This is a genomic window from Variovorax sp. SRS16, assembly GCF_901827165.1.
Taxonomy (GTDB): domain Bacteria; phylum Pseudomonadota; class Gammaproteobacteria; order Burkholderiales; family Burkholderiaceae_C; genus Variovorax.
Map to the genome: position 1 here is coordinate 5,536,645 of NZ_LR594666.1, position 18,018 is coordinate 5,554,662.

Below are 18,018 nucleotides of genomic sequence, written 5' to 3' on the forward strand. Positions count from 1 at the left end.
CTCAGACCCCGGCTGCGCGGCGACGGAACAGGCCGTGGTACTCCTTGCTGAGCGGCTCCTCCATCGAGTTGGACACCGCCATCGCCACCACGCTCTGGTCGTAGGCCGAGTGGCGCTCCTTCGTGAAGCTCATCTTGCCGTAGAGGCCGTCGATCGCGCTCGCTGTGTCGAGTGCGTTCTTGATCTGGTCGCTGTCCCAGGACTTCGCCTTCTCGACCGCGTACTTGAGCGCATACAGGTAGTCGTAGAACGGCGTCGTGGCGGCGGGGCCGAGCAAGGCCTCGGACACGTCGTTGGCCAGCAACTTCTTGCAGAAGGCCTTCACGCGTTCCGGTGGCTGCTCGGTGTCGGTGTAGGTCAGCAAGCGGAAGGTGGCCGCATAGACGTCGTTGTAGCGCGCGCTGTCCGGAATCGCGCCCGGCGTGCCGGCGAACAGCAGCCCCGTGTGCCCGACGATCAGGGGCTTCCAGTTCATGCGCGACAGGCCGACCAGCATCTGCGTGATGTCGACGTTGTTCGACACCTGGGCATCGATCGCCTCCGCGCCGTCGCTGCGCAGCTTGCGCAGGAAGGGCGTCATGTCGGCGACCTTGATCGGGAAGATCTGTTCCGAGACGACCTGCATGCCGCGCGCGGGCAGCTCCTTCATCATCGCGTCCTTCATCGAGACGCCGGCGGCCGAATCCTCGATCAGGAGGCCGACCTTCTTGATGCCGCGCTTTTGCAGCAGCTCCGCATGCCGGTAGACCTGCGCCGCCGCGGTGAAGTTGAATTGGTAGTGGTAGGGAAAGCGCGTGCCGTCGCCCATCTCGGTCGCGGTCGCGTAGGCGGCCTGGATGACCTTGGCCGACGTCGACACCTCGAGCGAGGCCAGCGTCTGCGAACTGCCGATCGGCCCGACGATGATCTTCACGCCCTGGTCGACCAGCTTGCGCGTCGCGATCGGCGATTGCGACGGATTCGCCTGGTCGTCGACCTCGACCTTGACCAGCTTGCGTCCCAGGATACCGCCCGCGGCGTTGATCTCGTCCATCGCGATCTGCCCGGCGAGGTAGAGCGGCCCGAAGCTGCTCGCGAGCGGCCCGGTGACCGGCTTGATCCATCCGATCTTCACGTCGTCGGTCTGCGCCGACGCATGCAGCGGCAGCAGCGACGTGCCGCTGACGAGGCCGCCGAGCGCGGAGGCCAGGACCGTGCGCCGGTTGACGCCCGAGGAAGTCGAGGAAGTCGAAAAAGAGGATGTCTGCTCAAAATTCATGTCTGTCTCCTTTTGATTTGTGTAGGCGGCTTGATTGCGTGCGTCGTGCGCGCCCATCGCCTCATGCATGCGAAGGTTGCCCGAACGGCGGCGCGGGAAATGTAAAGAGTTGACAATTTGCGGGCTTGTCCTAGGCTCCTCCTTCCATGAAAGTGCCAGCCAGTGTTCAGCGCAACGAATGGTTCACGCGACTCGGCGCGGAACTCCAATCCGAGTTCATCCATCGCAGCGTCACGCGCCACTACGCGCTCGGGACCCTGATCTACGCCACGGGCTCGGCGCCCAACGGCTACCACATCGTGCTGCGCGGCGAGGTCCGGCTCGAACACTATGCAAAGAGCGGCAAGATCGCCTTCTACCAATCGCTGCGCGCGGGCGACGGCTTCGGCCTCTTGTCCGAACTCGACAAATCCCCGCGCTTCAGCGACGCGCGCTCGTGGGGCGACACCAGCGTGATGCAGTTGCCGCACGAGGCGCTGCAGGACCTGTATCGCAAGAATGCACAGGCGCGCGAGGCCTTCGTCGCGCTCATCTGCGCCAACCTGCACACCACGCTCGGGATGCTGGTCGAATCGCACAGCGCGCCACCGAAGGCGCAGATCGCCAGCATCCTGGTGGCGACCTTCAGCCGCAATGCCGACGACCCGCGCGGCCAGCCCAAGCTCACCCATGAGGCCGTGGCAGCCCTGGCGGGTGTGTCGCGTCCGACCGCAAGCAAGGTGCTCCATGAACTCCGTGACCTCGGATTGATCGCGTTGCAATACGGCAAGGTTTCCGTGCTCGACCTGGCCGGCCTCCAGAAGATCGGCGCCTCCTGACGAAGGCGCCTAGCGCGGCGGCATTCGGATCGCGCCGTCGAGCCGTATCGATTCGCCGTTCAGGTAGACGGTGGTCACGATCGTCTGCACCACCGCCGCAAATTCTTCCGGCTTTCCGAAACGCTTCGGAAAGGGCACCGATGCCGCCAGCGTCGCCTTGACGTTCTCCGGCGCCGCCATCATCAGCGGCGTGGCGAAGATGCCCGGCAGGATGGTGTTCACACGGATGCCGTCGTTCATCAGGTCGCGGGCCACCGTCAGCGTCAGGCCGACGATGCCGGCCTTCGAGGCGGCATAGGCGGCCTGCCCGACCTGGCCGTCCTGGGCGGCCACGGAGGCGGTGTTGACGATCACGCCGCGCTCGCCGTCTTCCAGCGGCGCCAGCGTCAGCATGCCCGCCGCAGCCTTGGCCGTGCAGCGGAAGGTGCCCACCAGGTTGATCTGGATCAGCCGATCGAATTCCGCGATCGGGAAATGCTTGGGCGCGCCGGTCGCGCGATCGATGCTCGCGGTCTTGAACGCGTTGCCGATGCCGGCGCAGTTGACGAAGATGCGCTCCTGCCCGTGGGCCGCACGCGCCCGGCCGAAGGCGGCATCGACCTGTTCGTCCTGCGTCACGTCGACCCGGCAGAAGACGCCGCCGATCTCGCGCGCCAGCGACTCGCCGAGTTCGGCGTTCATGTCGAAGATCGAGACCTTCGCCCCCTTGCCCGCGAGCAGGTGCGCAGTCGCGGCGCCCAGACCGGACGCGCCACCGGTGACGATGGCGGCGATGTCGGCATCGATGCGCATGACGGCTTCCTCAGAGACGCTCGACGATGGTCACGTTCGCCATGCCGCCGCCTTCGCACATCGTCTGAAGCCCGAAGCGCTTGCCGCGCTGCCTCAGGGCGTTCAGCAGCGTGGTCATCAGCTTGGTGCCGGAGGCGCCCAGCGGATGGCCGAGCGCGATCGCGCCGCCGTTCACGTTCAGCCGCGACGGGTCGGCACCGGTCGCCTGGAGCCAGGCCAGCGGCACGGGCGCGAAGGCCTCGTTGACCTCGTACAGGTCGATGTCGTCGATCTTCATGCCGGCCTTCTGCAGGGCGCGCTGCGTCGCGGGGATCGGCGCCTCCAGCATGATCACCGGATCGTGCCCCATGACGCTCATGTGATGGATGCGGGCCAGCGGCTTCAGGCCCAGCGTCCTCAGGCCGCGCTCGTTGACCACCATCACGCCGCTGGCGCCGTCGCAGATCTGGCTGGCGGTGGCGGCGGTGACGCGTCCGCCCTCGGCGATCAGCTTGACGGAGGCGATGCTTTCGAGCGTCGCTTCGTAGCGGATGCCCTCGTCGGCAAGATGCATGTCGCCGGTCTCCACGCCATCGGCCTGGCGCACGGCCACGGGCACGATCTCGTCCGTGAAGCGCCCCGCCTTCGTCGCCTCGATGGCGCGCCGGTGGCTCTGCAGGGCGAACTCGTCGAGTTGCAGCCTCGACAGGCCGTAGTTCTTGGCGATCATCTCCGCGCCGGTGAACTGGCTGAACTCGATGTCCGGATAGCGGCGCGCCATCGCCGGTCCGACGTAGAAGCCCATGCCGTTCTTCAGCGGCAGGGTCGACGGCATGCCCATGGGCACGCGCGTCATGCTTTCCACGCCGGACGCGATCACCACGTCCATCGTTCCCGACATGACGGCCTGCGCCGCGAAATGCAGCGCCTGCTGCGAGGAGCCGCATTGCCGGTCGATCGAGGTGCCGGGCACGCTCTCGGGCAGGCGCGAGGAAAGGACGGCGTTGCGGGCGATGTTGATGGCCTGCTCTCCGGCCTGATCCACGCAGCCCATGATGACGTCGTCGACGGCGGCGGGATCGATGCCCGTCCGGTCGATCAAGGCATCGAGCACCTGGGCCGCCAGATCGGCCGGGTGCCAGCCGGCGAGCCTGCCGTTGCGGCGGCCTCCGGCCGTGCGCGCGGCCGCGACGATGAAAGCTTCGGACATTGTGAGGTTCCCGTGTTCGATTCGATTCGCTTCGATTGTTGGGATCGAAGGCCGCACGGGCTTCGTCGAATCGGACGATTTCGACGAAAAGGAAGCTCGCCAACCGTCAAGGCGCGCCGGCAAAGTCCAGGGTGCCGCGGCTCAGCACGAGCCTGCCGGAATCGAGCTCGCGGGTCTCGAAGACGGCTTCGCCCGCCGCCTGGCGCCAGACGCGGGTTTCGAGCGCCGCGCCCGGCTCGACCGCCGCGCTGAAGCGAACACCCAGCCGAAGCAGCCGTGCCGGGTCGTCGCCGCACACATGACGGATCAGATCGAGCCCGATGCTGCCGAAGGTGCAGGCGCCATGCAGGATGGGGCGCGCGTAGCCCATGCGACGCGCGAATTCGGGATCGAGATGCAGCGGATTGAAATCCCCGCTGAGCCGGTAGATCAGCGCGGCGCGATGCGACAGCCGCGTCACGAAGCGCCATTCGGGGTCTCGCTGTGGAGCCGGCGCCGCGGCCGGAGACCCCGGCCGGGCCGCACCGGGCTCGACCGTGCCTGAAAAGCCGCCGTTGCCGCGCAGCACATACGAGCCGCGTTCGACCGAGATCAGCCCGCCGCCCTCGGCATGCAGCAACCGGCGTTCGTACTTCAGCACCGCGCCGGTCTGCGGCCCGCGATCGAGCAGGTCGCAGATGCGCGTCTCGGCCCGGACGACGCCGCCGGGCGGCAGCGCGCCGTGCATCTCGATCGCGACTTCGCCGTGCAGCACGCGGGCCAGATCGATGCCGGTCCGCGGGTCGCGCAGGAAATCGCTGCCCTCGACACCCAGGGTGATGGCCATGGTCGGCAGGACCTGGAGCTGCTTCTCGTAGACGTAACGCAGCGCGGCGGCGTCGACCTCGTTCGCCCCGGCACCGACGCCGACACCGAGGGCGTAGAGCATGCAGTCGCGCGCGTCATAGCGATGCGAGACCGCCTGCACCGGCAAGGCACGCAACAGCTCGGCATCGAGGCGCGGATTCATCGGCTCGGGAATCGCGGCGGACGTTTCTCGAAGAAGGCCTTCACGCCTTCCTGGAAGGTGTCGCGGTCGATCAATTCGTGCTGGCGCCGCGCCTCGTGGTCGAGCTGCGCCGCGAGACCGTTGTTCTGCGCGGCATCGAACGCACGGCGGATTTCCTGCACGCCCAGCGCCGGCAGCGCGGCCAGCCGGCGGGCCATGTCGAGCGCCTTGTCGTCCAGCTGGTCGTCGGCCACGCAGGACGCGATCAGGCCCCACGACTCGGCCTGCTCGGCACCCAGCCGATCGCCGAGCAGCGCCAGCGCGGTGGCGCGCGCCTTGCCGAGCAGGCGGGTCGTGAACCAGGTGCTGCCGGCGTCCGGCACCAGGCCCAGCTTGGGCATGAAGGGAAGATAGAAGTAGGCGGAGCGCGCCGCGACCACGACATCCGCCGCCAGCGCCAGGCCCACGCCGGCGCCCGCGACCGGGCCCTGCACCGCGCAGACCACCGGCACCGGAAGGTCATGGATCTGCTGGACGATGGGGTTGGTCAACGCCCTCATCATGCGTTCGGTCTGGCCGCCGACGGTCTCGCCCGGCGCGGCCTTGCCGAGCGATGCCAGGTCGGCGCCGACGCAAAAAGCCTTGCCGGTCGCCGACATCAGCACGGCCCGCACCGACACGTCGGCCCGCACCTTGTCCAGCGCGGCAAGCAGTTCGCGCTGCAGGTCGATGCTCAGCGCGTTCATGCGCGCCGCATCCGCGAGCACCACGCGCGCGATGCCGTCCTCGACCGCGTACTGGATCAGATTGCCTTCAGCCATGGTAGGTCTCTCCTTCGGCCGCCATGCGGCGCATCCTGTCGGTGGCCCGATACGCCGGACCGAGGTGGGCGTACTTGTCGCTCTGCGCGACCACGGCCGGCATGCCGAGCCAATCCGCATAGTGCAGCGCGCCGCCCAGGTACGCCGGAAAACCCACACCGAGCAGCAGCGCCATGTCCAGTTCGGCGGCGCTGCCGACGATGCCGTCTTCCAGCGCCCTCCCCGCTTCGAGCACCAGCGGCAGCATCAGGCGCTCGACCAGTTCGGCATCGTCGAAGTGGCGCGTGCCCTGCGGCTGGATCTCGGCCAGCAGGGCGTGGCTGTCCTCGGCCAGGCTCTTGCGCGGCTTGCCGGCCGGATCGGTCTCATAGCGGTAGAAGCCCAGACCGCTCTTCTGGCCGAGACGGCCGCGCGACACCATGAGCTTCAGCGCGTTGTGCGCGAGCGGCGGCATCCGGTCCGGATAGCCGGCCGAAATCACGTCGACCACATGGGCGCCCGTGTCCATGCCGACCACGTCCTGCAGCAGCGCCGGCCCCATCGGCCAGCCGAAGGCCTCGAGCGCGCGATCGACCTGGACGAAATCGGCACCGTCCGCGACCACCTGCAGGAACGCGCAGGTGTAGTGCGTGAGGATGCGGTTGATCAGGAAGCCCGGGCAGTCCTTCACGACCACCGGCGACTTGCCCATCGCCACCGCATGGGCGACCGCGGTCGACACCGCAGCATCCGAGGTGCGTGACCCGCGGATCACCTCGACCAGCCGCATCACGGGCACCGGATTGAAGAAATGCATGCCGACGAAATTCGCGGGCCGCGCGAGACCGCGCGCCAGGTCGTCGATGCGCAGGCTCGACGTGTTCGACGCGATGATCGCGTGCGCGCCCACCTGCTTCTCCGTGTCCGCGAGCACCTGCAGCTTCAGCGCGAGTTTTTCGGGCACGGCCTCGATCACGAGGTCGGCCTCGGTGAAGCCCTGGGTGTCGAGCTGCGGCACGCACAGCGACGCCACCCGATCGGCGTCCGCCTGCGACTTGCCCCGCTTCATCCAGCGCGCGAGCTGCTTGCGGAACTCGTCCATCCCGCGTTCGAGCTGCGCTGCGCTCACGTCCTTCATCCGCACCGCCACGCCCGCGAGCGCCGTCGCATACGCGATGCCGCCGCCCATGATGCCGGCGCCGAGCACCGCAGCCTTGCGTACCGGCAGCGCGCCGGCGGCATGTTTTTTGAAGCCCTTCTTCAAGGCCTGGTCGTTGAGGAAAGTCCGGATCAGCGAGCCTGCGGCCTGCGTGAGGGCGATGCGCGCGAAGACGCGTGCCTCCGCGGCCAGCGCACCCGCGCGGTCCAGCGGCGCGGCCGCTTTCATCAGTTCGACCGCCGCCAGGCGCGCGGGCTGATGCTTGCCCGAGATCGCTTCGGCCCGCGCGGCGGCCTGGTCGTAGGCCGCCAGAGCGGCCGGAAGATCCGTCAGGGCATCCAGCTTGCGCTGGCGCCTGGCGCGCCAGTCGACCTCGCCCGCGATCGCCTTGCGCAGCAGGGCGGTCGACGCGTCTCGCAGCGACTCGGGCGGTGCGATCGCATCGACCACGCCGTTGCGCAGCGCAGTCTCGGCGTTGAACGCCGCACCGCTGGACACCCACTCGGCCGCGACCGCCGCACCGGCCACGCGCGGCAGCCGCACCGTGCCGCCGAAACCGGGGAACAGGCCCAGCTTGACCTCGGGCACGCCGACCTGCGCGGTGGTCGACATGACCCGCAACTGCGCGGCCAGCGGCAGCTCCAGGCCGCCGCCGAAGGCGTAGCCGTTGATCTCGGCCAGCGTGGGCACGCCGAGGTCTTCGAGCGCCACGAAGACCTCGTTGGAACGCTCGATGTGCGCGACCAGCTCGCTCTGCGCCATGCGGAAGGTGTCGGTGAATTCGGTGATGTCGGCGCCGACGATGAACACGTCTTTCGCGCTCGTGATCAGCACGCCGCGCACGCCGGGCTCGGCGGCGATGGCGGCGATGGCCTCGCGCAGCTCGCGCACGGTCCGGGCGTCGAACTTGTTGATCGACTCGCCGCCGCGGTCGAAGCACAGGTGGACGATGCCGTCGTCCCGCAGATTCGCCTTCAGGTTGTGGCCTTGGTACATCGAGAATGTTCTTTCAGCATGAAGCGTTGATGCGGCCGCTCATCGGCCGGTCCAGCGGGGCGGACGTTTTTCAACGAAGGCCCGCGAGCCCTCGATCGCATCCGCGCTGACGCCGATGCGATCCCACAGTTCCTCGGACAGGCCGCGCATCGCGTCGGCATCCGTCTCCATCGCCAGCCGCGCCACGCGCAGGCTTTCGCGCACCGCGAGCGGCGCGTTGACCGCGATGCGGCGCGCCAGTTCCACGGCCCGCTCGACGGCCTGCCCGGCCGGCGCGAGCGCGTTCAGCAGGCCGAGCTCGCAGGCCCTGCGCGCGTCGATCTCGCCGCCGGTGAGGATCAGTTCGATGGCCACGCGCGCAGGCAGGGACTGGACCAGCCGATAGAGCCCGCCGCCGGCCGCCGCGAGTCCGCGCGTGACCTCCGGCAGGCCGAGCGCCGCGCCTTCGTCGGCCACGATCAGGTCGCAGGCCAGCGCGATCTCGCAGCCGCCCGCGAGTGCCTTGCCGTTGAGCGCGGCGATCCAGGGCTTGCGCCGCGACGCATGGACGAAGCCGGCGAAGCCGTTGCCGTCGCGCAGCTGCAAAGCCCGGCCGGCGGCGACTTCCTTCAGGTCGGCACCGGCACAGAACACGCTGCCCGCACCGGTCAGCACGACGGCGCGAACCTCATCGTCGGCATCGAGCCGCGCCACCTCCCGGCCGAGCGCGGCGACGACCGCACCATTGATGGCGTTGCGCGCGGCGGGGCGATTGAGAGTGACGAGCGCGACGTGCCCGGGCAGGCGCTCGGAAAGCACGGCCGGCGCGTCGGACTCAGTCATCGCCCATCTCCGCGAAGCGCGCCGCATGATGGTGGCCGTTGCCCCATTCGATCTCGAAGGCATGCAGCCGCTTGAAGAGGCGGCCGATCTCGCACTCCTGCGTCATGCCGATGCCGCCGTGCAACTGGACTGACTGGCTGCGCACGAAGAAGGCCGCGCGGCCGATGCGTGACTTGCCGGCAGACACGATCCGCTCGCGCGAGGGCATGGCGGGCTCGCGGCTTTCGAGCGCCGCGACCGCGCGCCGCAACATCGCGCGCGACAAGGCCAGCTCGCCGTACATCTCCGCCACGCGGTGCTGCAGCGCCTGGAAGCTGGCGAGCGGTGCACCGAACTGCCGTCGCGTCTGCAGGTAGTCGAGCGTCGAGCCGAAGAGCGTCTCCATGGTGCCGACGGCTTGTGCGCAGGCCATCGCGGTAGCGCGCAGGATCGCCTCGTCGATGCGCAACGCGGCGGCATCGCCGGACGCGATCAGCGCATCGCTTGCGAGTTCGACCCGCTCGAAGCTCAGATCGGCGACCACCTGCCCGTCGACGCTGCGATAGGGGTGCGCCTTCACGCCGGACGCACCGGCGGGGACCAGGAAGAGCGCGACCGGCGCGGCGGCATCGGCCGCGCCTGTGATCGACCTCGCCGGCACGATGAAGAATTCCGCCATCGCGCCGCCCATGACCGCGCATTTGGCGCCGTCGAGAACGAAGCCGTCGCGCATCGCAGCGGCCCGGGTCGCGACGCTGCGTGCGCCCGGCGCGCCGCCGTCCCCGACCTCGAGGTGCGCGAAGGCGAAAACCTGCTCGCCCGACACCAGACGCCCCAGCGCTTCGCGGCGGCGCTGCGACGGCCACTCGGCCGTTGCGAGCAGATGCGCGGCAGATACGCAGCACGAACCGAGCGGTTCCGCCACGCCGCCACGCCCCAGCGCGGCCATGACGACCGCGAGATCGTCGAGCGAACCGCCCTGCCCGCCCATGGTTTCGTCGATGCCGAGTCCGAGGAAGCCGGTGTCCGCCAGTCGCAGCCAGCGCCGCCGCGCCAGGTCCGCATCGCCCTTCTCGAAGTCGCGCCACGACGTTTCGCGCCACAGCGCGGCGAAGCGCTCGGCGCTCTGCTGCATCTGGGCCTGATCCTCGGAGACCGGGCTGGCGACGGCCTGCCTGCCGCCGAACAGCAGCTTGGCGATGATGTTCTTCTGGATCTCGGTCGAGCCGCCGTAGATGGTCGCGGCGCGCCGGAACAGGTATTCGGCGAGCACCCCCGGCGCATCCGGCGCGTCCCCCGGGCCGGGCAGCCAGCGCTCGCCGGCCTCGGCCCGGCTCTCGTGCGGGAAGAAGGCCGCGCCGTGGGCGCCCAGCGATTCGACTTGCAGTTCGAGCAGGCCCTGCATGAGTTCCGTGCCGTGGATCTTCAGCGCCGAGGGCGTGAGCGGGCTGTGGTCGTCGAGTTCGATGGTGCCGACCGCCGCCGACTCCAATGCGATCAGATCGATCTCCAGGCGCGCCATCCGCTGCCGGAACACGGGCTCGTCGTACAGGCACACACCGTGCCTCGAAGGCGAGGGCGCGTTCTTCGCCATCGCCTTCAACGCGGCCAGGTAGCGCTTGTTGCGCGGCACGTCGGCGGTGGTCACCCGTTCGTTGCCCAGCAGGAACTTGGCATAGTCCCAGCCGCGTCCTTCTTCGCCGACCAGGTTCCGAGCCGGCACGCGCACGTCGTCGAGGAAAACCTCGCACAGGCTCTCGCCCTCGTCGATCGACTGGATGGGGCGCACCCGCACGCCGGGCGATCGCATCGGGATCAGCAGGAAGGAGATGCCGAGCTGCGCCTTGGCCTGGGTGTCGGTGCGCACCAGGCAGAACAGCATGTCGGCCATGAAGGCCTGCGAGGTCCAGATCTTCTGGCCGTTGACCACGTAGACGGCATCGGCGCCCTCGCCCTCGCGCACGGCGCGCGTGCGCAGCGACGCGAGATCGGACCCCGAGCCTGGCTCCGAGAAGCCCTGCGCCCAGAACTCCCTGCCCTCCCGGATCGGCGCCAGGTAGCGCGCCTGCTGCGCCTGGGTGCCGAAGGTGTAGATCACCGGCCCGACCAGCGACACGCCCTGGATGTTGTTCGGTGGCGCCCCCGCCAGCATTAGCTCTTCCTCGAACAGGTAGCGCTGCATGCCGGACCATCCGGGCCCGCCATGCGCCTCGGGCCAATGCGGCACCGACCAGCCGGCGCGCGACAGGATCGCGGTGATGCCCAGCATGTCCTCGCGCGAGGGATGCACGTCGCGCCGGCCCCGTGCGGCCATGTCGGGCGGCAGGTGCTCGCCCAGGTACGCCCGGATCCGGGCCACGAAATCGGCGTGGCTCGGCGCGCTCACGTCGGCCTGCCGCTCACTCCGATGCATCCGCGCCGGCCGCGCTCAGTGCCCGTTTCTTGGCCTGGTCCATGTTGTACGAGCGGCGCATCATGACGCGCTGCGCCGGCAATCCGCCGCCCGCCTGCAGCGCCACGACGAACTGCCAGCCGCCGTAGGCGTCGGCGGTGAGATCGCGGATCAGGTTGTAGACGCGCATGCGCGTCTCCACGTTCACGCCGGCCTTGGTATAGAGGTACTTGCGGATGTACTTGCCCGACTCCTCGTTGCGCAGGTCGGCTTCGAGCGGAAGCGTGAGCACCAGTCCGCCGCCGAGGTCGTGCAGATAGCGCACCGTCTGGTGGTAGTTGGCCGCGTAGTAGTACTTGGCGGCGTTGATCGCCAGCGTGTTGGGAAACACCATGCCCGAGGGCGTCTTCTCGTAGTGGCGGCAGGCATAGTCCAGCGACATGCGCAGCATCTCGGCATAGGCGATGAGTTCGGCGACCGAGTTCTGCGTGACCGGATCCGAGTCCTTGCCCTGCATCTCGTTGACCAGCTGCGCCAAACCGACGAAGAGTTCCGACAGCCGCACCGCCTCCACCATGCCGCCGGTGCGTTCCCACAGGCCGAGCGACTGCGCCAGTTTGCTCGCGAGTTCGACCTCGCCCGCCAGGAACACGCGGTCCCAGGGCACGAAGACATCGTCGAACACCACGAAGCCCTCGGGCATGCCATGGTGCGAGCTGGCCGGGTAGTCGAAGGGATTGAGGTCCGGCCCGGCGACGCTGCGATTGATGATCTTGACGCCGGGCGCGTTCACGGGGATCGAAAACGACACCGCGTAGTCGGTCTCTTCGGCCTTCATGCCCTTGGTCGGCATGACCACCAGCTCGTGCACCAGCGAGGCGGCCGTGATGTGCAGCTTGGCGCCGCGCACCACGATGCCGTCCTTGCGCCGCTCGACGATGCGCAGGTACAGGTCGGGATCGTCCTGCTGCGCGGCGCTGCGCTTGCGGTCGCCCTTCGGATCGGTGATGACCTCGGCCGCGCGCAGGTCGTTGTCGCGGCAGTAGCGGTACATGCGCTCGATGTTGGCGCCGTACATCGGGTTGACTTTCTCGACCGCGTCCTTGACGCTCATCAGCGCCATGTACACGCCGGTGACCAGCGTCCCGATCGAGGTGTGGTTCATCATCTCGACGCGGGTGTTGAGATCGGCCTCGTCGCGAGGTATCTGGAAGATGCGGTGCGCCACCGAGCCGTCCTCGGTCTGGTACTGGCGCAGCGCGCCGTACTTCGGATCGTCGTAGCGGTAGTCGGCCTTGACCGAGTCGATCGGCATCCGAAAGCGCGGATGGGTCGTGATGTCGTCGATGCGCTCGCCGTCCCAGTAGGTGACGCGGCCGTCGCGCAGGCTTTCCACGTATTGCTCTGGCGTCTTGAGTGGCATTCGGTTTTCCTTTGGTCTCAGTTTGTCGAAGATGGGTTCGCAGGGCCTCGCGATTCGAGGTTCCGGGGTCAGATCAGCTTGCTTTTTCGCCCTTCCCAGTGGGGCTTGCGCAGCGCGGGCTTGTCGATTTTTCCGGCGCCGGAAAGCGGCAGCGATTCGGTGCGGATGTCGAAGGAGCGCGGGCACTTGTACTTGGCGATGCGCGCCTGGCAATGCGCCAGCAGCGCGGCCTCCTCGATCACGATGCCGGGCGACGGGCAGATCACCGCATGCACCGCCTCGCCCCATTTCTCGTCGGGCACGCCGATCACGCTGCATTGGGCGATGCCCGGATAGGCGTAGATGGCGGCTTCGACCTCGGCCGAGTAGACGTTCTCGCCGCCCGCGATGATCATGTCCTTCAGGCGGTCGACGATGTGGAAGATGCCCAGTTCGTCCATGTAGCCGAGATCGCCGGTGTGCAGCCAGCCGTTGCGAAGCGTCTGCGCGGTCAGCTCGGGGTTGTTCCAGTAGCCCTTCATCACCAACGGTCCGCGGACCACGATCTCGCCGGTGCGCCCCGTCGGCAGCTTGTTCTCTTCGGCGTCGAGCACGGCCATCTCGCAGGCGATGAGCGAGCGGCCGATCGAGTTGGCCTTGCCGAGCGCCCAGTTCTCCGGCCGCGTGTAGTAGGGCGGCAGCGACGAGACGCTGGCGGTCGATTCGGTCATGCCGTAGCACGGCGTGAAGCGCGCGTCCGCGAGGTATTCGCGTGCCTCGAGCACCAGCGCCTCGGGCATCGGCGACGAACCGTAGAGGATGGTCGTCATGGTCGACAGCTTTCGGCGCCGCATGTCGGGATGGTCGATCATCATCCGCAGCATGGTGGGCACGCAGGTCATGACCGTGATGCCGTGGGTCTCGATCGATTCCAGCACCTTGGCCGGCTCGAAGCGCGGCACCATGACGATGCAGCCCAGCGCATGCAGCACCGGCAGGCACAGCCCGGCGGCACCCACGTGGAAAAGCGGCGACATGATCATCGCGATCGACTGGTCGGTCAGGCCGATCTGCGCGGCGAAGGCCAGCGAGCTGCACAGCAGGTTGGAATGGGTGTGCATGACGCCCTTGGGCCGGCCCGTGCTGCCGCTCGTGTAGAAGAGGCACACCACGTCCTCGCTGTCGGCGACCGGATCGTGCGCCGGATCGAGCGGTGTCGCACGGGCGATCGCGTCCTCGTAGTCGCGCATGCCGGGCGGCGTCGGCGACGGCCCGATGAAGAGCACCTGCTGCATCGGGCGGAGTTCGAGCACCTGCTTCGCGAGCTCGAGGTTCTCGGCGTCGACGATCAGGATGCGCGTGTCCGAATCGGCCAGGATGGCGGCCAGCTCGGTCGGCGCCAGCCGGAAATTCAGCGGCACAAAGATGCCGCCCACGCAGGGCACGCCGAAGTAGAACTCGATGTACTGGTGGCAGTTGTTGGCCAGCATGGCAACCCGGTCGCCGGTCGCCATGCCGAGCGACTGCAGCGCAGCGCCCAGCCGGCGGCTGCGGTCGCCGAGCTGGTTCCAGGTCAGCGAAGCCGACGCGTCGACGACGGCGACCTTGTCACCCACCGTCTGGCAGGCCCGCCGGAAGGCCTGCGTGAAACTGAAGGCGCGCGCCCCCGATTCCGATGCACTCGCAACCATCTTCCTGTCTCCATTTTTTTGTGAAAGCTAACCGAGCATCTCGGCACAAGGCTCCATGCGGACGTACATCGCGCCGAACTCGCAGACCTGGCGCGCGACCAGTTCGAGCTGCTGCTGAACGGCGGCGTTGGTGCAGCGGCCTTCTTCGTCGAACGCGAGGTCGACCGAATTGATGCCTGCCGCAGCGGGCGTCGGCCAGCCACGCAAGGCGTGCACGATGCAGCGCACTGCGACGATGGTGGTGCCGATCGCCTGCGAACCGTAGGCGCAGACGATGCTGCCGACGGCGCGGCCCTCCAGATAGGGCCGCTCGTCGCCGCGCAGTTCCTCGACATAGTCGAGCGCGTTCTTCACCATCCCCGAGATCGAGCCGTGATAGCCGGGCGACGCCAGCAGCACGCCGTCGCTGCGCCGGATCGCCTCGATCAGCCGCCCGGCCTTCTCGCCCGGCGCCTTGCCGGTGTACATGGGCAGATCGAGGTCGGCACCCGCGAACAGTTCCGTGCGGGCGCCGAGCCGGCGGGCGTGGGCCAGGCTGGCGCGCAGCGCGAGTTCCGTCGACGAGTTGTCCCGGCCGGTGCCGCCGATGCCGACGATGTACGGTTTCCTGACCATGCCCTTGCTCCGGTTGGATGTGGCGACGCTCAGGCGCCCGGCGCGCGCAGCCGCAGCGCGCCCAGCTCCTTCGATCGCGGGTCGCGGCTCGAGGCCACGCTGGAGACGGTGATGTCGTTCAGCGACAGGCCACCATGCTCGGTCTCGGAGAAACCGAGCGTGCCGATCGCGCCCTTGTAGCCGCGCGTCGCATTGAAGGCCTTGCGCACCACGTCGACGTCGAAGCTCTTTTCCTGCTCGATCACCTGCTTGAGCAGATGCAGGAAATCGTAGTGCGGCGTGCCGGCCACGTAGGCCTCGATGCCCTTCACACCCGACGCCGCCTGCAGCTTCTTGGCCAGCGCGATGTTCTTGTCCGAGGCGGGCGCGCTGTCGGTGTAGGTCCAGTTGCGGTAGTAGACGCCGTAGACCGAGCGCAGACTCTGTTCCGGCACCAGATCGAACAACGAGTCGTTGAACAGGTTGACGTGGCCGAGGATCGGCGGAATCCAGCCCATCCTCGCCATGGCGGAGAAGGCCATGCTGATGTGCACGTTGCTGGACATCCAGACGATCACGCCTTCGCAGCCCGCCTTCTGGAGCGCCTGCACCTGCGTCGTGAGGTCGGTCGCGCTCATCAGGTAGGTCTGCGCGGACACCGCATCGACGCCCGTGAGTTCCTTGATCTTGCGCTGCGACGCGGCCGCGGCCGATTCGCCGAAAGGCGTCATCTCGCTCAGGATGCCGATCTTGCGGATCTTGAGCTGGTTCACCATGTACTGCGCCGCGACCTGCCCTTCCTGCGCCGTGGTGTAGACGCACAGGAAGTGGTACGGGTACTTGGTGCCGTTGGCCATGTCCTCGCCGTTCGAGATGCAGGTCTGGATCATCCGGGACTGGGTGCCGGTGGCCAGCGCCGAGAGCGACTGCGCCGAGCCCGTCGGCCCCACGACATAGTCGATGCCCGCCGACTTGAGCTTGCGCATGACGGCCGGCTCCTTCGCCGGCGACGCCTCGTCGTCTTCCTCGACGATGGTGAGCTTGCGGCCCATGATGCCGCCGGCCGCGTTGATCTCGTCGATGGCGATCAGGCCTCCGGCATAGAGCGGCGCGAAGGAGCTGGCGAGCTTGCCGGTGGTCGGGCGAATCCAGCCGATGCGGAATTCATCCGCCTGCGCGAACGCGCGCAGGGGAGCCAGCGATGACGCCGCGATGGCAGCCGCGGCGCCGCCGGCCGCGCGCAACACACGACGCCGGCTCTGCAGATGGCTGGGAAAGTTCCTGGGTTGCATGTCTCCGTCCTTTCGATGTTTTATGTGGATAGCATAAGATATGTTATTGAACAGCGCAATGCCGGATCGAGCATAAGTTGAGTTATGCTTTGATCAACTTCACTTCTCTTGTCAGACCAAAGGGCCTATGCGCGGCGTCGTCCGGAAAGACCAATCCCTCAAGCCGGTTTCGCCGAGGAAGCCTGCGACCCAGCACCCTGGAGCGACCGATTCCGCTCGGGCCGCCAAGTCCGCGACCGCGCGGCGATCCGCCGAATCGCCGGAAAGCAATGCGGGCGGCAGACTCAGCCGAGCGCACTGGATCGACGCGGGCGAGGCGGTGCTCTGCGAGTCCGGCATCACCGGCGTCAAGCTCGCGACCCTGACCGAGCGGCTCGGCGTATCGATCGGCAGCTTCTATCACCACTTCACGAGCTTCGAGCACTATCTGGGCGAGCTGGCCGACAACTACAGCGTCGAACGCGTGCGCCACGAACTCGAACTGGCCAGCGCGGGCGATCTTTCGCCGCTGGACCGCATCCAGCGCCTGCGCACCGTCAGCAACCAGCTGGGCACTTTCGAGCTCGACCGCGCGATGCGCGTGTGGGCGACCATCGACCCGCGCGCAGAGAAGACACTGCGCAAGGCCGAGACACTCGTGCTCGCCTTTCTTCGCCAGGCCTTCTGCGAGATGGGCTTCGACGAGGCCGATGCCCTGCTTCGGGCCCGCATCCTCCTGTCGGTGAACGTCGTCGCCGTCGGCAAGGCGGAATCGAAGACCCATGCCACGTACCTGCGGGACGTGCTGCATCTGCTCGCCGAAGAGACGCCGCGGCCATCGACCCCGAAGACGTCGAAGCCACCGCGCCGATAGGCCAGCGCGCTTCATCGCGCGGCATCCGCAATGGCAGGGCCCAGCGCGTCGAGGCGGTCCGACACCGGCTCGCCCCGCAGGCGCGCGCCCACGTTGGCGATCACCAGGTCGGCGATCCGCTCGTTGTAGCGCGCCGGCGCCGCGCCGCCGATGTGCGGAGACACGATGACGTTCGGCATGCGCCACAGCGGGTGATCCGCCGGCAAGGGCTCCGGATCGGTCACGTCGAGCACCGCGCCGGCGATGGCGCCCAAAGACAAGGCGCGAACGAGTGCCGCCTGATCGACGACCGGTCCGCGCGCGATGTTGACGATCACCGCGCTGCGCGAACACGCCGCCAGCGCGGCCGCGTCGATGAGCTGCCGCGTCGCGTCCGACAAGGGCACCACGACGATCACGACATCCGCCCCGGCAAGTGCCTCGTGCAGCCGCGCGACGGGGAACATCTCGTCCGCGGCCGGGTGCGGCTTTCCGCTGCGCGTCACGCCGACCACCGTCATTCCGAATGCCCTGGCGCGCGTCGACAATTCGGCCCCGATGCGGCCCATGCCGACGATCGTCATGCGGCCGCCGAACAGCATGCCCATACCGGCGCGGACCGACTCGTCCCATCGCCCTTGCGCCTGTGACGCCACCAACTGCGGCACGCGGCGCACCCAGGCCATCAGCAAGGCCATCGCATGTTCGGCGACGATCGGCGACCACGCCGCGCCGGCATTGCTGACCTCGATGCCGGGCGGCACGCCGTACAGCAGCAATTGCTCGTAGCCGGTCGAAAGCAACTGCAGCCAGGTGCACCGGTTGCCCTGCGCGCCCAGTGCTTCGGCCATGCGAGGTCCATAGCTCGAGCCGAGCATGACGATGCCGTCGACCTCGGCGCTCAGCGCGGGCAGTTCGTCGTCATCGGCCCAGACGAGCTCGACGCCGAGCCGGCCGATGCCCGATTCCAGGCTCGATCGGGCGACGGGGGACGACACGGCGATGCGCATGAGG

The 18,018-nt window shown here is 68.2% G+C and carries 15 protein-coding genes; 2 read left to right on the forward strand and 13 right to left on the reverse strand.

Annotation, left to right across the window (positions count from 1 at the left end):
• Position 1: 1 nt before the first annotated feature.
• Positions 2-1,258, reverse strand: a complete 1,257-nt coding sequence (locus E5P2_RS26710) for an ABC transporter substrate-binding protein (protein ID WP_162570103.1) — start codon at positions 1,256-1,258, stop codon at positions 2-4.
• Positions 1,259-1,404: 146 nt separating this feature from the next.
• Between E5P2_RS26710 and E5P2_RS26715 the strand changes: the two genes are divergently transcribed.
• Complete coding sequence (locus E5P2_RS26715; RefSeq protein ID WP_162570104.1) at positions 1,405-2,076, forward strand: Crp/Fnr family transcriptional regulator; 672 nt, start codon at positions 1,405-1,407, stop codon at positions 2,074-2,076.
• Positions 2,077-2,085: 9 nt separating this feature from the next.
• Here the strand turns inward: E5P2_RS26715 and E5P2_RS26720 are convergent, their stop codons facing one another.
• The 11 genes from E5P2_RS26720 to E5P2_RS26770 all read right to left on the reverse strand — a co-directional run bounded on the left by E5P2_RS26720 (position 2,086) and on the right by E5P2_RS26770 (position 16,172).
• Positions 2,086-2,868, reverse strand: a complete 783-nt coding sequence (locus tag E5P2_RS26720) for an SDR family NAD(P)-dependent oxidoreductase (RefSeq protein WP_162570105.1) — start codon at positions 2,866-2,868, stop codon at positions 2,086-2,088.
• A 10-nt stretch (positions 2,869-2,878) separates the two neighbouring features.
• Positions 2,879-4,057, reverse strand: a complete 1,179-nt coding sequence (locus E5P2_RS26725; protein WP_162570106.1) for an acetyl-CoA C-acetyltransferase — start codon at positions 4,055-4,057, stop codon at positions 2,879-2,881.
• A 106-nt stretch (positions 4,058-4,163) separates the two neighbouring features.
• A complete protein-coding gene (locus tag E5P2_RS26730) occupies positions 4,164-5,066 on the reverse strand; it encodes a MaoC/PaaZ C-terminal domain-containing protein (RefSeq protein WP_162570107.1) in 903 nt (300 codons plus the stop codon).
• The gene (locus tag E5P2_RS26735; RefSeq protein ID WP_162570108.1) at positions 5,063-5,866 is read right to left on the reverse strand and encodes an enoyl-CoA hydratase-related protein; all 804 of its coding nucleotides are present in this window, start codon (positions 5,864-5,866) and stop codon (positions 5,063-5,065) included. Before E5P2_RS26735 ends, E5P2_RS26730 begins: the two co-directional genes overlap by 4 nt.
• Positions 5,859-8,000, reverse strand: a complete 2,142-nt coding sequence (gene fadB / locus E5P2_RS26740) for a fatty acid oxidation complex subunit alpha FadB (RefSeq protein ID WP_162570109.1) — start codon at positions 7,998-8,000, stop codon at positions 5,859-5,861. The genes E5P2_RS26735 and fadB overlap by 8 nt, the downstream gene beginning before the upstream one ends.
• Positions 8,001-8,039: 39 nt before the next feature.
• On the reverse strand, positions 8,040-8,822 hold the full coding sequence (locus E5P2_RS26745) for an enoyl-CoA hydratase-related protein (RefSeq protein WP_162570110.1): 783 nt from the start codon (positions 8,820-8,822) through the stop codon (positions 8,040-8,042).
• On the reverse strand, positions 8,815-11,187 hold the full coding sequence (locus E5P2_RS26750; protein ID WP_232080862.1) for an acyl-CoA dehydrogenase family protein: 2,373 nt from the start codon (positions 11,185-11,187) through the stop codon (positions 8,815-8,817). Before E5P2_RS26750 ends, E5P2_RS26745 begins: the two co-directional genes overlap by 8 nt.
• Before the next feature lie 13 nt (positions 11,188-11,200).
• A complete protein-coding gene (locus E5P2_RS26755) occupies positions 11,201-12,616 on the reverse strand; it encodes a 4-hydroxyphenylacetate 3-hydroxylase N-terminal domain-containing protein (RefSeq protein ID WP_162570112.1) in 1,416 nt (471 codons plus the stop codon).
• Positions 12,617-12,684: 68 nt separating this feature from the next.
• Complete coding sequence (locus E5P2_RS26760; protein ID WP_162570113.1) at positions 12,685-14,286, reverse strand: class I adenylate-forming enzyme family protein; 1,602 nt, start codon at positions 14,284-14,286, stop codon at positions 12,685-12,687.
• 27 nt (positions 14,287-14,313) lie between these two features.
• Positions 14,314-14,901, reverse strand: a complete 588-nt coding sequence (locus tag E5P2_RS26765) for an NADPH-dependent FMN reductase (RefSeq protein ID WP_162570114.1) — start codon at positions 14,899-14,901, stop codon at positions 14,314-14,316.
• Between the two features lie 29 nt (positions 14,902-14,930).
• Positions 14,931-16,172 (reverse strand): ABC transporter substrate-binding protein, encoded by a 1,242-nt coding sequence (locus tag E5P2_RS26770; RefSeq protein ID WP_162570115.1) that lies wholly within the window; start codon positions 16,170-16,172, stop codon positions 14,931-14,933.
• Positions 16,173-16,299: 127 nt separating this feature from the next.
• Between E5P2_RS26770 and E5P2_RS26775 the strand changes: the two genes are divergently transcribed.
• Positions 16,300-17,025 (forward strand): TetR/AcrR family transcriptional regulator, encoded by a 726-nt coding sequence (locus E5P2_RS26775; RefSeq protein ID WP_269475704.1) that lies wholly within the window; start codon positions 16,300-16,302, stop codon positions 17,023-17,025.
• 11 nt (positions 17,026-17,036) lie between these two features.
• Here the strand turns inward: E5P2_RS26775 and E5P2_RS26780 are convergent, their stop codons facing one another.
• Positions 17,037-18,014, reverse strand: coding sequence for a D-2-hydroxyacid dehydrogenase (locus E5P2_RS26780; RefSeq protein ID WP_162570117.1), 978 nt, complete (start codon positions 18,012-18,014; stop codon positions 17,037-17,039).
• Positions 18,015-18,018: the final 4 nt, after the last annotated feature.

Excerpts from the sequence above, each read along its gene's own strand:
- fadB (WP_162570109.1), bottom strand. The coding sequence starts at position 8,000 with ATGTACCAAGGCCACAACCTGAAGGCGAATCTGCGGGACGACGGCATC.
- E5P2_RS26770 (WP_162570115.1), bottom strand. The coding sequence starts at position 16,172 with ATGCAACCCAGGAACTTTCCCAGCCATCTGCAGAGCCGGCGTCGTGTG.
- E5P2_RS26765 (WP_162570114.1), bottom strand. The coding sequence starts at position 14,901 with ATGGTCAGGAAACCGTACATCGTCGGCATCGGCGGCACCGGCCGGGAC.
- E5P2_RS26710 (WP_162570103.1), bottom strand. The coding sequence starts at position 1,258 with ATGAATTTTGAGCAGACATCCTCTTTTTCGACTTCCTCGACTTCCTCG.
- E5P2_RS26755 (WP_162570112.1), bottom strand. The coding sequence starts at position 12,616 with ATGCCACTCAAGACGCCAGAGCAATACGTGGAAAGCCTGCGCGACGGC.
- E5P2_RS26730 (WP_162570107.1), bottom strand. The coding sequence starts at position 5,066 with ATGAATCCGCGCCTCGATGCCGAGCTGTTGCGTGCCTTGCCGGTGCAG.
- E5P2_RS26780 (WP_162570117.1), bottom strand. The coding sequence starts at position 18,014 with ATGCGCATCGCCGTGTCGTCCCCCGTCGCCCGATCGAGCCTGGAATCG.
- E5P2_RS26745 (WP_162570110.1), bottom strand. The coding sequence starts at position 8,822 with ATGACTGAGTCCGACGCGCCGGCCGTGCTTTCCGAGCGCCTGCCCGGG.
- E5P2_RS26725 (WP_162570106.1), bottom strand. The coding sequence starts at position 4,057 with ATGTCCGAAGCTTTCATCGTCGCGGCCGCGCGCACGGCCGGAGGCCGC.
- E5P2_RS26735 (WP_162570108.1), bottom strand. The coding sequence starts at position 5,866 with ATGGCTGAAGGCAATCTGATCCAGTACGCGGTCGAGGACGGCATCGCG.
- E5P2_RS26760 (WP_162570113.1), bottom strand. The coding sequence starts at position 14,286 with ATGGTTGCGAGTGCATCGGAATCGGGGGCGCGCGCCTTCAGTTTCACG.
- E5P2_RS26775 (WP_269475704.1), top strand. The coding sequence starts at position 16,300 with ATGCGCGGCGTCGTCCGGAAAGACCAATCCCTCAAGCCGGTTTCGCCG.
- E5P2_RS26720 (WP_162570105.1), bottom strand. The coding sequence starts at position 2,868 with ATGCGCATCGATGCCGACATCGCCGCCATCGTCACCGGTGGCGCGTCC.
- E5P2_RS26715 (WP_162570104.1), top strand. The coding sequence starts at position 1,405 with ATGAAAGTGCCAGCCAGTGTTCAGCGCAACGAATGGTTCACGCGACTC.